Annotated in this window: 11 protein-coding genes; 1 reads left to right on the forward strand and 10 read right to left on the reverse strand. The window is 39.1% G+C overall.

Translation table 11 applies throughout. The features are described 5' to 3' along the window. Nucleotides 1–126 precede the first annotated feature (126 nt). The 9 genes from ACPWSO_RS15270 to ACPWSO_RS15310 form a co-directional block, all read right to left on the reverse strand. Nucleotides 127–1,080 (reverse strand): alpha/beta hydrolase fold domain-containing protein, encoded by a 954-nt coding sequence (locus ACPWSO_RS15270; RefSeq protein WP_426084446.1) that lies wholly within the window; start codon nucleotides 1,078–1,080, stop codon nucleotides 127–129. 248 nt (nucleotides 1,081–1,328) lie between these two features. Continuing rightward, nucleotides 1,329–3,041, reverse strand: coding sequence for a proline--tRNA ligase (locus ACPWSO_RS15275; RefSeq protein ID WP_426084447.1), 1,713 nt, complete (start codon nucleotides 3,039–3,041; stop codon nucleotides 1,329–1,331). Nucleotides 3,042–3,292: 251 nt separating this feature from the next. Beyond that, nucleotides 3,293–4,549 carry an RIP metalloprotease RseP gene (rseP, locus tag ACPWSO_RS15280; protein WP_426084448.1) on the reverse strand — a complete coding sequence of 419 codons (1,257 nt, stop codon included), beginning with the start codon at nucleotides 4,547–4,549 and terminating at the stop codon, nucleotides 3,293–3,295. After that, entirely contained in the window at nucleotides 4,546–5,712 is a 1,167-nt protein-coding gene (locus ACPWSO_RS15285; RefSeq protein WP_426084449.1) for a 1-deoxy-D-xylulose-5-phosphate reductoisomerase, read from the reverse strand. The genes rseP and ACPWSO_RS15285 overlap by 4 nt, the downstream gene beginning before the upstream one ends. Before the next feature lie 51 nt (nucleotides 5,713–5,763). After that, entirely contained in the window at nucleotides 5,764–6,564 is an 801-nt protein-coding gene (locus tag ACPWSO_RS15290; RefSeq protein ID WP_426084450.1) for a phosphatidate cytidylyltransferase, read from the reverse strand. Beyond that, nucleotides 6,561–7,364, reverse strand: coding sequence for an isoprenyl transferase (locus tag ACPWSO_RS15295; protein ID WP_426084451.1), 804 nt, complete (start codon nucleotides 7,362–7,364; stop codon nucleotides 6,561–6,563). The genes ACPWSO_RS15290 and ACPWSO_RS15295 overlap by 4 nt, the downstream gene beginning before the upstream one ends. Nucleotides 7,365–7,958: 594 nt before the next feature. Further along, nucleotides 7,959–9,512 carry a PASTA domain-containing protein gene (locus ACPWSO_RS15300; RefSeq protein ID WP_426084452.1) on the reverse strand — a complete coding sequence of 518 codons (1,554 nt, stop codon included), beginning with the start codon at nucleotides 9,510–9,512 and terminating at the stop codon, nucleotides 7,959–7,961. Beyond that, nucleotides 9,505–10,179, reverse strand: coding sequence for an ABC transporter ATP-binding protein (locus ACPWSO_RS15305; RefSeq protein ID WP_426084453.1), 675 nt, complete (start codon nucleotides 10,177–10,179; stop codon nucleotides 9,505–9,507). Before ACPWSO_RS15305 ends, ACPWSO_RS15300 begins: the two co-directional genes overlap by 8 nt. A gap of 12 nt (nucleotides 10,180–10,191) precedes the next feature. After that, nucleotides 10,192–11,673 (reverse strand): ABC transporter permease, encoded by a 1,482-nt coding sequence (locus ACPWSO_RS15310; RefSeq protein ID WP_426084454.1) that lies wholly within the window; start codon nucleotides 11,671–11,673, stop codon nucleotides 10,192–10,194. A gap of 905 nt (nucleotides 11,674–12,578) precedes the next feature. On the opposite strand from ACPWSO_RS15310, the gene ACPWSO_RS15315 reads away from it, so the two are divergent. Next, nucleotides 12,579–12,749: a transposase gene (locus ACPWSO_RS15315; protein WP_426084455.1), complete on the forward strand. Its 171-nt coding sequence runs from the start codon at nucleotides 12,579–12,581 to the stop codon at nucleotides 12,747–12,749. Between the two features lie 202 nt (nucleotides 12,750–12,951). Here ACPWSO_RS15315 and ACPWSO_RS15320 read toward each other — a convergent pair. Then, nucleotides 12,952–13,136 (reverse strand): hypothetical protein (locus ACPWSO_RS15320; RefSeq protein WP_426084456.1); only part of this gene is annotated, 185 nt, incomplete at its 5' end.

The following is a 13,136-nucleotide window of genomic DNA, read 5'->3' on the forward strand; positions in this document are numbered from 1 at the left end:
GATTATCTAACTCCGGTATGAATTTCTACCACAACTCCTTTACTTAAAAAGGAAGACTCAGAAAAATATTGCCGATTCATATTTCTGTTTGCATGAGGAATTCCATATTGTATGAAAATATTTAGCCTAAGCTTCCATATTCTTTTTGTTAATCCAATCAACAGATACATCCATTGCAGCTCTGGCTGCATTACTTTGATCCATTGAATTCACCATCACAAAATCATGAATCATTCCTTGGAAACGCAGTTGTGTTACCTCCACACCTGCATCTCGTAAATGCCGGGCATATTCTTCTCCTTCATCTCTTAAAACATCTGCTTCTCCGTTTAAAATCATCGCAGCGGGAAGTCCCTGGAGCTCTTCTTTTGTTGCTTGTAGCGGCGAGATTGTTTTAATTGTAGAATCCTGACCTTCTGGTAAATAATTATCCCAAAACCATTTCATTCCGTCTTTTGCTAAAAAATAGTCAGTGGCAAACTGATGATAAGATTTGGTATCAAAACTGTGATTCGTCACGGGATAGTAGAGAAGCTGCTGCTTGATGTTCGGGCCTTTCCTGTCCTTTGCCAGAATAGCTACAACTGTCGCCATATTTCCGCCAACACTATCACCGGCTATTGTTAAACGGCTTGTATCATAATGTTCTTCTGCATTTTCAGTTATTTTTTCAAGAACTGCATAGCATTGTTCAATAGCAGTAGGATATTTTGCTTCCGGCGCTCGATCGTATTCTGGTACAAAAACGACCGAATTTGTTCTTATTGCTAATTCACGAACTAATTTGTCGTGGGTATGCGCACTGCCAAGCACCCAACCTGCACCATGGATGTAGAGGATTACAGGTAATTTTTCTGATGCTGCTTTAGGTTTTACAGTTCGGACATTAATCGTTCCATTCGTACCCAAATCCCAGAGCTGGTCTTCAATTTCCGCATCAAACTTATTAATGGGAGAATCCTGAACCTTTTCCAATAAGGCACGTGCTTCTTCCACCGGCAATTGATAAATAAATGGTTCCTTTGCATTCGCTTCACTGAAATCTAATGCTGACTGTTCCAAAGAAATTCTTTCCACCATTCTAATCACACCTCTCCAATTTTTTGTACTTTTTCATGATAGTCTTGCTGCTATTCTTTTACAAACAACTTGCTTTTTTCTACTTTAAAACAACTTACAGAGAAAAAATCCCTACAAAATTTGAAACGGTCCCAACGAATTGCAGTTGCATTAACTGATAGTAAGCTATCTAAAAAAAGCAGCTATCTTTCCACCAGCTTATAAAAAAACTTGTCCCGAAAAAGTTTCCAGGACAAGCTATTCTTCACTTAATTGTTTTCTGAATTTAGTAAAATAGACAAGGTGTTTTCCAGTTCCTCTTTACGGACTTCAAGCATTTCACCTGTCTTTTTAATTTTTACTTCAACAACGCCATCTACAGCTTTCTTACCTACAGTAATCCGAATTGGGCAGCCAATTAAATCTGCATCAGCAAACTTAACACCGGCACGCTCGTTACGGTCGTCTACCAACACTTCGTAGCCGGCAGCATTCATTAGTTCCTCTACTTCTTGAGCTAGACGGATTTGATAATCATCTTTAATATTCATCTGTACAACATGCAAATCAAAAGGCGCTGTTCCTTTCGGCCAGTTAATACCATTTTCATCCGCATTCTGTTCAACAATCGCTGAAAGCAGACGGCTAACTCCAATTCCGTAGCAGCCCATAATCACAGGAATCTCTCTGCCGTTTTCATCCAGAACGTTCGCACCCATCGCTTCACTATAGCGTGTTCCCAGCTTAAAGATATGACCGATTTCAATGCCTTTAGTAAAGGCTAAAACGCCATTACCATCAGGTGAAGGATCTCCTTCTTGGACAAAACGCAGGTCTTCATAGCTTAGCGGCTGAATATCTCTTTCAAGATTAACATTTTTCAAGTGGTAGCCTGTTTCGTTGGCCCCAGCAACAGCATTTGCCAAATCCTGAACATGAAAATCTGCATATAACTTCACTTCTTCAGCTAAACCAACTGGTCCAATCGAACCAAAGTCAGCACCAATATATTTTTTCACATCTTCTTCCGTTGCTTCTTCAAGAAAATCAGCATTAAGGAAGTTTTTTAGTTTAACATCATTAACTTCGTGATCTCCTCGAACCAGAACCATTACAGGCGCCTCATCAGCGATAAACAAAACAGATTTAATAATCTTTTGTGGTTCGATTTCAAAAAATTCAGCAACCTCCTGAATCGTGCCTACATTTGGGGTAGCCACTTTTTCAAGGTCTACTTGACTTTCATGAGATTTTTTAGGTGTATAAAGGCTTGTTGCCATTTCCAGATTTGCTGCGTAATCTCCTTCAGTGGAGTAGCAAATTGTATCCTCACCAATATCTGAAATTGCCATAAATTCTTTTGAATCCTTACCACCCATTGCACCACCATCGCCGATAATCGCACGAAATTCTAAACCACAGCGCTCAAAAATGGCTGAATAAGCTTTTTCATAATCCTTATATGCTTCGTCCAAACTTTCATCGTTAGCATGGAATGAATAGCCATCCTTCATGATGAATTCTCTACCACGCAGCAATCCAAACCTAGGACGTTTTTCATCACGGTATTTTGTTTGAATTTGGTAAAGGTTTAACGGTAATTTTTTGTAAGAATTTACTTCATCTCTTATTAACTCAGTGAAGGTTTCTTCATGGGTAGGACCTAACAAATAGTCCCGCTCATTTCGATCCTTTAAGCGATAAAGATTCGGTCCATATGTTTCATACCGCCCTGATTCTTTCCAAAGCTCTGCTGGCAGCAGGCTAGGCATTAGCATTTCCACTGCACCGATTTTGTCGAATTCTTCTCTCATGATTTTTTTCAGCTTTGCCAATACACGGTTAGCTAAAGGCAAATAAGAGTAGATTCCCGCAGAAACCTGACGGATATAGCCGGCTCTCAGCAATATCTGATGACTCAATACTTCTGCATCATTTGGCACCTCGCGCAGGGTTGGTATTAACATTTTTGACTGTTTCATTAAAATTTCTCCTTTGTAAGAAAAGCTGAATAATATACTTTTTGAGTAGACAGGAAGCATACAAAACCGCTGTTCGCGCGTTTCCCTTCACAATCCTGCTCAGTTCCCCCAGTAAGCTATTCAACTAAACACTAATTTTATGCTTTCTATGATTAAAAGAGTTCAGGTATTCTTTAAGAGCCCTGACACTTGCTTTGTCCCAACATCATTGGACAGGCAACAGAAAAGGTTGGTAAGCAATCAGCAGTAAATTAGAAAAAGAAACGCTGAATATCATTCCAGGTGACAAGAATCATTAAAAGCATAACAAGACCCACACCGACTAAAGTGATAATCATTTCCTTTTCCTGACTCAGCGGCTTACCACGAACGCCTTCTAAAACATTCAATACCAGCTTACCGCCGTCCAACGCAGGAATAGGCAGTAAGTTAACGATTCCTAAGTTTACAGACAACATTGCCATCAGCCAGATAACTGTTTCGATGCCGGCTTTTGATGCTTCTGAAGACATTTGGAACATCATTACTGGTCCACCAAGTTTATTTAAGTTAAAGCTAGTAAAAAGGGAACCCAGTGTTTTAAATATCATTGTAGAATTATTGATTGTTTCAGTGACCCCGCCCAACAGCTTATCTGTCAAACTGTCCTTTCTGGGGACACTCACACCAATTTTACCAACGTTTGCATCCTTTTCAGGAGTAACCGTCAGTTCCTTTGTTTCATTTCCGCTTTTCACTTCAAAGGCTAATGGCTTCTCAGGATTTTCCTGAATCAGTGTAATCATTCCTTGCCAGTCGTCCACCTTTTTCCCGTCAATTGACAAAATCTGGTCGTCTTTTTTAAGACCGGCTTTTTCAGCTACACTATTCGGCTGTACGTCACCAATTCGATTCGTGTTCGTTACAGTGACACCACCGCTCATAAATACAGAAACCGTAAATAAAATTACCGCCAGTATGAAGTTATTCATCGGTCCGGCAAAGTTTGTCAGCATCCGCTGACTCAATTTAGCTGACTGAAATTGGACATCAACTGGTGCAATCCGTACCTCTACACCATTTGGTTCAATAATATTCGCGTCGTGGTCAACCGTATATGTTACTTCTTCTGACTCATCGCCATTTTCATATCCTTTGATATACAGCTCTTTTTCAAGATCATATTCCAGCAGCTCAATAGGAATACTATTGGGAAGCTGAACTTTTTTACTGGTATTAATCTTAATGACCTTATTCTCCTCATTGACCATTAGGGAGAGCATCATACCTGGTTTTAGCTCTACTTCGTCTTCTTCAGCTCCTGCCATTCGTACATAACCGCCTACCGGTAGAATCCGCAGTGTATATGCAGTACCGTCTTTCCCCTGATGAGAAAAAATCTTAGGGCCCATACCAATCGCAAATTCACGAACCAAAATGCCCGCTCTTTTGGCAAAAAAGAAATGGCCGAACTCGTGCACAAGCACAAGAATTCCGAAGACAATGATAAATGTAATAATTGTTTTCATAAATTTCCTTCTTCCTTTATCCATCGTTTCACGAGTATCCGTGTTTCTTTATCAATAGCAATTACATCATCCAATGTAAGCGACGGCACTTCCTGATGTTCAGATACCGCTTTAGTAATCAGCTCTTCAATCTGAAGATAAGAAATCTCTCCATTGATAAAAGCTGCTACCGCTATTTCATTCGCTGCATTGAAAACCGTTGGGTACGCCCCGCCTTTTTCACCCGCTCTAAAAGCTAAAGCCAGCATCGGAAAACGTACCAAATCCATGGAAGCAAAATTCAGCTGTCCTAATTCAGATAAATCAAATGGCTTTTCATTTTTTATCGGCATACGTTCCGGATAAGTCAATGCATACTGAATGGGTTCTCTCATATCGCTTGGACCCAGCTGTGCCAAATATGCACCATCCTTAAAGCCCACCATTGAATGAACAATACTTTCCTTATGTAAAACAACTTTTATTTTATCATAGTTTATATTAAATAACCAATGGGCTTCAATCACTTCAAGGCCTTTATTGACCATTGTTGAAGAGTCTATTGTTATTTTTTCCCCCATTGACCAATTCGGGTGCTTTAATGCCTGTTCAAGTGTTACATCCTTAAGCTCCTCCCGGCTCAAATCTCGAAAGCTGCCGCCAGAAGCTGTGATTACAATTTCTTTCAAATTAGTCTTTCCATGTGCTCCTTCTAAACATTGAAAAATGGCTGAATGTTCGCTATCAACGGGTAAAATCGATACTTGATGCTTCTCAGCAGCGGCCATTACCCACTGACCTGCCATCACCAATGTTTCCTTGTTCGCTAAAGCAATGTCTTTTCCTGCTTCGATAGCAGCTAGTGTAGGCCGCAGACCCACACTTCCGGTAACAGCCGTAAGCACAACATCAATTTCAGCAAGCGTTGCTGCGCGAACCATTCCCGCTTCACCTACGCCGAACTCAATTTTGGGATAAGATATTTCCAGCTCCTTTTTTAGCTCTTCTGTGCCGACACCGACATAGACAGGCTGAAGCTGTTCAATCAGCTCTCTGCCCTTAATGATATTTGAATGAAATGTCAATGAAACAATTTGAAACCGGTCTGGATAGGCTGTCACAACGTCAACCGTACTGGAACCGATTGAGCCTGTAGCACCAAGTAATGCAATTTTTTTAATCATAAAGAAAAACTCTGAAGGATCAGAGTTTTCTCACCATCCCTTCTCAGTTTTTTAGAACAAGCCGAACAAATGCATGATTGGAAAAACAAAAAGCAAACTGTCAAAACGATCTAATATTCCACCGTGTCCCGGTAATATTTTCCCTGAATCCTTGACTTCATAATGACGCTTAATAGACGATTCCACTAGGTCGCCAAATTGACCAACCATTGAGAAAATGACTGTCATAACAATCATAACCGGCAGGCTATAAGTAAATGCTTCCTTTCCGGGTACGAACAATAGGTACGGCACAGCAACTACCACAGCGGAAAGGATTCCGCCAATCGATCCTTCAATTGTTTTATTCGGGGAGACAGAAGGCAGCAGCTTCCGCTTACCAAATTTTCTCCCTACCATATAAGCACCTATGTCTGTCGCCCAGACAACAAACAAAGCATACAGCAGAACAACTAGTCCGCTGCTTCTTGCAGCAACGAAATTTTGAAAACCAACGCCGACATATAAACTTACAATTACAGGAAAGCCAGCCTGGGAAATACTATACGTATTTTTAGAAGCTACCAACGCTCCCAATAAAATCATTACCATTAAATAAAACAGGATAAAGTTATCTGTTTTTTCCGGTAGAAAGAAGAACCAGCGTTCTTTAGGTAAAACCAGCACAACTGCTGCCAGTACTGCAAGGACTCCTTCAAAGCTTAATAGCTCCAAGCCCTTCATTTTAAATAACTCATAGACCCCAACTGCTGCTAAAGCGGCAGCCGTAAGTTCAACTGCAATCCCTCCATAAACGATAATTGGGATAAATAATACTAAGGCAACAACTGCTGTAATCACACGTTGTCTCATATTTTTTCTTCCTCCGTTTCCTTCAGTCCGCCAAAGCGGCGGTTCCTGTTTTGGAATGATGCAATTGCTGTTTCTAAAAGCTCATCATTGAAATCAGGCCACAAAGCATCGGTAAAGAAAAACTCGCTATAGGCAATTTGCCACAACAGAAAATTGCTAATCCGTTCTTCTCCACTCGTCCGAATCAACAGCTCTGGATCACGAAGCTCTTCGGATAAAAAGCCAGTCATCAGAGCATCGGAAATTGCAGCTTCGCTGATTGCTTCCGGAGCAACTTCTCCTGATTTTACCTGTTCCGCAATATGTTGTACGGCAGTCACAATCTCAGCCCTCGACCCGTAATTTAATGCGAAATTCAATACCATTCCTGTATTATTCTTCGTCTGCTCAATTGCTCGTTTTACAGCATCCTGTGTATGCTCCGGCAGAAATTCCTTATAGCCCATGACCTCTACCCGTACATTTTCTTTAATCAGCTCTGGTACAAATGTATCAAAAAAATCTACTGGAAGCTGCATCAGAAAATTGACTTCTTCAGAAGGACGTTTCCAGTTTTCTGTTGAAAAGGCATACAGCGTCAATACCCTGACACCTAATTTACTAGCATGCTTCGTTATTTTTTTTACAGTATTCATGCCTTCCTTATGCCCGGCAATTCTTGGCAGTCTGCGGTTTTGGGCCCAGCGGCCATTTCCATCCATGATTACTGCAATGTGTTTTGGAATAATGCCATCTTTATCAAATAAATATTCAGCTTCTTCCTGAATATACTTATCTTTTTGCGGAAAAAAACGAAACATTTCTTTTCCCTCCATTTTAAAAAATCTATACAAATTCTGTTAAATAAGCTGGTTTATACACTATAAAATCTAGTACAGCCTCCCTATTACTTAACAGGATTTATACATCTAGACTATTATAGCAATAAGTTTCAGAAAAACCTATGCAAACAGTAAAATTTTCTTAATTGTTAAGAAACTGAAATGCTGTCTGCAAATAATGAGTCTAGACAAAAAAACGTGAGTAGGACACAACTCATTGAGTTATGTCCACTCACATGGAATTCGGATAAACGGCGGAAGCAGCACATACCAGCATTAAACTGCGACGGGTAATCGCAGGAGCACTCGCTAGCATTAAACTGCGACGAGTAACCGCAGGAGCAAGTCCTTCGGAAATAAGCTGAAATTCACAAAAATTTGAAGAACACCAGGTAAGAATCAGTCAACATCTGCTTGGTTCCCTCGTAGTGTTTCTTGACAATTTTCGGATAATCCGTCTTATTGCTGTGAAACACAGCGAGGGATAAGCTGATGTTGAACAGTACCTACTTAGTTCTCGGGATTAAACACTTCTGCCCCATTCTCGCTGCTCCTTGGATATTTAAAAAAACTTTAATCCGTTGGATTCTCAGAATTTTTTTGCTCCTGTTTGGTAACATTTCCTCTACTAATGCCGATTCGAATCACTGCATTTGTTGGAACGAATTCATTATAATTACTCATTTCAACGACCGTTCCCTTCGTCACTTCTGAATCGATATAGTAGATTTGATAGGTAAGTGGTGCACCCTTTTGCTGATATTCATCATAAAATATTTTTTGAACATCGCCTTCCATTGTATCATTACGTAAATCTTTCAAAAACGGTTTTCCTATGGAATAGGTTACTTGAACACCAGGCTTTTGACTAGCTTTGAAAGTCTCTCCAGCAGCAATCGACTGGCTGACAAAACCGCCATAAGGTACTGTATCATTGTATAGCTGTACGACTTGAATATCTGCATTTCCTTCAGCAGACTTCATAGATACTTGGGAGTAATCAGGAACTACATAAGCTTTTCCAGCTGAAATTACAACTGGGAATTTATCTTTTTTCGCAAGCTTAGTTCCTTTTGCTTCTTTTTGAGAAATGACTTTTCCAGCATCTACTGTATCCGAATCATTTTCCGATACTTCAATTGTCAGTTCGTTTTTCTTCGTCCACTCTTCCACTTCTTCTTTGGTTTTCCCAGTAAAATCAGGAACTTCTATAGTTTTCTCGTAGACTTCAGGACCTTTAGAATAATAGACTTTTGCTTTATCTTTTCTCTTGTAAGTTTCCGCAGTTACATCTTTGGATACCATTTCCAGTTTAATGAATTCCCCTGAAGCTTTTGACGCACTATATTCTTCTATTACACTTAAATTATCCGCTTTATTCTGTAGTATCCAGTCGCTAACCTCTGTCCGATTCATTGTTCCAAAGTCAGGTAGCGGCAGCCCCTCCTCCGGATCGGGACCTAAACTTGCATCTACAGTCAGTTCAGTTCCCTTTTTGATTTTTCCGGTTTTCTTGCTTTGAGAAATAATTGTATTTGTTTCTGCTTCAAAATCATAAATCTGTTCGACTTTAAGCTTTACATCATTTTCTGTAGACCATGTTCGAACTTCGGCAAGCTCTTTTCCAGTGAAATCCGGTACCTTTACATGACTCATTTGATAATAGCCAAAAAATCCCAGTGCTATAACCCCAACAGCCAGTAAAGCAAAAATCACATATTTAATTATTTTTTTTCTGCGGTAGCCGGTATCTACTTCCATTAATTCATCACCATACTCGCCATCATTACTGACTGGTCTGGGAGCTGGTGTTTTTTTTACCGTTGGTTCTTTTACCTTCCGCACTTTTTTTTCTTTTTTTCTAGCTCTCAGCATATCCTCTACAGACAAGTCTCCTTCATCTGGACGCTGGGACTCTACAACAGGCTTTTGCGCTACTGTCTCTGGCTGCCTCACAGGCTGCTGGTGATCAGATTTCACCTGATTTTGAGCTGTCTCTAATGATTCCGCGTCAGTCTTCTCCGGCTTAACCGCTTCTTTTTTCTTCCCTTTACTCTTATCGTAAAGTTTATCTTGACGGGTCTTTTCGTAGTTTCCCCCGCTAAAGTTAGATAAAAAATCACTCATATTCCTTCAACACACCTTTTTTCAAATAATATGTCGTATCAGACTGTTTGGCAATTTCATTGGAGTGGGTCACGACAATCACACACTTATCATGCTCTTTTGCCAGCTTTGTAAAAATATCTACAATTTCCTGTTCCATTTCCTCGTCAAGGTTACCTGTGGGCTCATCGGCTAAGATGATATCCACATTAGTAGACAGCGCTCGAGCAATTGCTACACGCTGTTGTTCTCCCCCGGAAAGCTGATTGACTAGCCGATCAGCTTTTGCCTTGTTGATACCAATATAGTCCAAAAGGTTGTAGGCAACTTCACGCTGATTATCCGGTAACTGGTTATCTGTAATCGACATCGCTACTAGTACATTTTCTACAGCAGTCAAATATGGAACCAGATTATAGCTCTGGAAAATAATGCTGATAGCATCTCTTCTATATTTGTCATAACCCATAGTTTTAATATCTTTTCCTTTGAAAAGCACCTGTCCTGATTTAGGAGTATCCAATGCGCTAATCATTGATAGAAATGTCGTTTTTCCCGAACCAGAATGTCCTAAGATCGTATAGAATTTGCCTTTTTCAAAAGAAACACTAGTATCCTTAAGAATAAAACGACGCCGATCTCCGTCCTGATAGTAATAATCTAATTTTTTTGTTTCAAGAATCGCCATTTTCTTTCCCTCCTACATCATGATTTTTTTCGGATTCAATCGAAGAATATACAGCAGCGGTACTATCGCCGACAGTAATGTTGTTGCCAATCCTACGACCAGATACGTAATAATATAGGCTGGTGAAAATTCAACCTTGTAGGAGTTCATAATATCTTCAGTTGTTAAATCTGAAACGCCTAAAGAGGACATTCCGTAATACATCATATCATTTGCACCATTATTGGTACTTGTCAGAATATCACTATTAAGTAATGAATCTGAAACTACCTTACCCAGAATATTTCCGCTAATTAAAGATAAAAGCAATGCAATCCCGCTAATTATCAGCATTTCTATAACAATCTGACTCATCACCCGACCGCGCTTATCTCCAAGCGACAGATAGATTCCCAACTCATGCTTACGATCACGCATGAATAGCAGAACCACCAAAGAAATAATCAGCAATGCGGCTATAATAGAAATCATTACCACATAACCAGAAATCTTTGACAAACTCTTCATGCTGCCGCCAATTTGATCATACTGATCTGTTGACGCCTTTACTGCATAAAGATCTGGCAATAACGGCTGAACCTCTTCCTTGAACGCTTCCACATCATCGACGTTTTTCAGAACATATACAGGAACATAGTATTCCTCCTGTTCATCTACTTCACTTAAATCTTCCTGCGTTTCAGCAGGGCTTTCTGCTTTATATTTTTCAAAAAAAGCTTTTTCGTTTTCAATTACTACTTTATTCGTCGTATACACCGTATTTAGCTGTTCCATAGATAAATACTGCTGATCCATCATACTGCCGGAATTTTCTTCCCCATTATCTTTTTTCATCTCTACAGAAGCCGGCTCAAAAATACCAATAATCTCCAACGGAATATCAACTTTGAATAGGGTTGAGCTTTCCCCATTCTCGTTGTAGTCATAAGCGACACGATCCATTACCATCTGATCACCTACAGAAAGTCCATTGCTTTCTGCAATTTTTGATGAAATTAGTGCAACATTTTTACCGCTATCAATCTCTTCCTGAGTGAGCACGCGCCCCTCGATTAGATTAATCTTTTTCTCTTCAATATCCAGTATTTTATTATAATTTGATCCTTTTAATGTGAAGGTATTATCTGCAGAATAGCCAGACTCTTCTTCCATAACAGCGCTTTTCAGCTTTTCAGTCTGAACCCACGATGTCGCATTGTAATCATAGTATTTTACGTAGGAAGATTCACCAATCTGTTTAATCAAATCCTCTGATAGATTTTCAATGACCAAATCTTCTTTCATAAACTCATCTTGATTGTTCTCATAATCCAACTCAACGGTCGCCATAGCGCCCATCTGGCGTTTAACGTTTTTCTCAACATTGGCAGTCGATTGTTGAATAGCAATTGCTCCTGCAATAACATTTCCTAAAATAAAAATAACAGCAAATAATAGAATAGATTTACCTTTTCTACGTGAAACACTGAAAAGTGCTCTTTTTACAAAATTCATACCTTCAACTCCTTAAAGAAATACTAATCACTTTCTCTCCATTATTTCATAACCCGTTGGTTCATACAACCTTTTTCTCAAAAACAAATATTATATGAAATAAAAAAATAATAACATAAAAAATAAGACATAAATTTTATTTTTATTATATGCTTTAAAAATATTCTAAACCTTGACAACACTCATAAAAGAACACGTTTTAGTTCAAAAAAATAAAAAAACAACAGCCGGCAGCTGTTGTTCTTTGGTTTTATAATATTTTGTGTTGGTGGAAAATCTGCCAACACTTTTTTGAGTGTTCAAACACAAAAAGGAACAACAAACTAATAAAATGAAATCGACTAAAACCACAAATCATCAGAAAGGTTGCTCCCTACGGATAAAAATACCAGAAAGTTGCTCGGACTAACAGATAAACACCTCTCCTTTGGAGAGGATTGGCTTGAATACAGACCAATGAAAGGTGTTCAGGCTAAGGTAATCAAGGCAACTCTGACCTATCAACCAACACATTGTGAGAAATGCGAGGTAATAAATCAAGGACAAATAATTAAGAACGGCCACCACCTTACCCAAGCCCAACTTCCTGTATTTAATGAGCGTTTGATATCCTTAGAGCTGACCGCTCCTAATTTCTTTGTCATGAGTGTGGAAAAAGCTTTCATGCTCATACAGAGTTGATTAAAAAACATCATCATCTGTCTAAGCAGCTCTGTCTACAAATTATGCTTGATTTAAAGAAAAATGTCTTTAGAAAACAGATTGCTCAAAAACATTTTGTTTCAGATGTGACCATTCTTCGCTTAATGGAAGAACTCTCTGCTTCCTATCGTTCTAATTGACAGTTTCTTCCGAAAATTCTATGTATCGATGAATTCAAGACAACAAAATGCTGTCAAGAAGCGATGAGTTTCATTTGTGTCAATGGAAAAGCCAAAAAGATTAAAGTCCTCAAGCGAGTTGCCTATGGTTATCGTAATTTTTATCATTTCCGTTCACGCATTTATAGTATTCCAGGTCTTATTTTTTCACCACATAAAAAAGAGAAACAAGCGAATATCTCCGCAGCTTTATAGGCAAATCGAGAATTACCAGTTCCACTTGTGTAGGAACATTTAGTGGGATGGTATGCGTACGATGATAGATGAATGTGTAACATTCATACCTTATATTAGAGCTAGCTGTCCAGCTACGAATATACCTTGTGGAGCCTGCCTCTGCGATTACTCGAGGCAAAGCATAATAAATTTATAGGCTTAGCTGCCCAAATCATTCGCTTTATTCTCCCTTTTTCAAAAAAGAACTTGGAACAAAATCAGAGAATCTCTGTTTTTTCGGCTCTATACTTTTTGATGTTGGTGGAATTCCACCAATATCTTTTTTATTTTCCAAAACAATAGAAAAGACACCTTGAAATCCTTTAGAATTAATTTGGCGAACCAATCCAAAAGGAGGAATCAAGA

Origin of the sequence: Enterococcus sp. LJL51, from assembly GCF_049894025.1 — a bacterium.
Classification (GTDB): domain Bacteria; phylum Bacillota; class Bacilli; order Lactobacillales; family Enterococcaceae; genus Enterococcus_L.

Coding starts and splice junctions, on each gene's coding strand:
- ACPWSO_RS15305 (WP_426084453.1), bottom strand. CDS start 10,179: ATGGCGATTCTTGAAACAAAAAAATTAGATTATTACTATCAGGACGGA.
- ACPWSO_RS15270 (WP_426084446.1), bottom strand. CDS start 1,080: ATGGTGGAAAGAATTTCTTTGGAACAGTCAGCATTAGATTTCAGTGAA.
- ACPWSO_RS15310 (WP_426084454.1), bottom strand. CDS start 11,673: ATGAATTTTGTAAAAAGAGCACTTTTCAGTGTTTCACGTAGAAAAGGT.
- ACPWSO_RS15285 (WP_426084449.1), bottom strand. CDS start 5,712: ATGATTAAAAAAATTGCATTACTTGGTGCTACAGGCTCAATCGGTTCC.
- rseP (WP_426084448.1), bottom strand. CDS start 4,549: ATGAAAACAATTATTACATTTATCATTGTCTTCGGAATTCTTGTGCTT.
- ACPWSO_RS15275 (WP_426084447.1), bottom strand. CDS start 3,041: ATGAAACAGTCAAAAATGTTAATACCAACCCTGCGCGAGGTGCCAAAT.
- ACPWSO_RS15315 (WP_426084455.1), top strand. CDS start 12,579: ATGAGTTTCATTTGTGTCAATGGAAAAGCCAAAAAGATTAAAGTCCTC.
- ACPWSO_RS15300 (WP_426084452.1), bottom strand. CDS start 9,512: ATGAGTGATTTTTTATCTAACTTTAGCGGGGGAAACTACGAAAAGACC.
- ACPWSO_RS15290 (WP_426084450.1), bottom strand. CDS start 6,564: ATGAGACAACGTGTGATTACAGCAGTTGTTGCCTTAGTATTATTTATC.
- ACPWSO_RS15295 (WP_426084451.1), bottom strand. CDS start 7,364: ATGTTTCGTTTTTTTCCGCAAAAAGATAAGTATATTCAGGAAGAAGCT.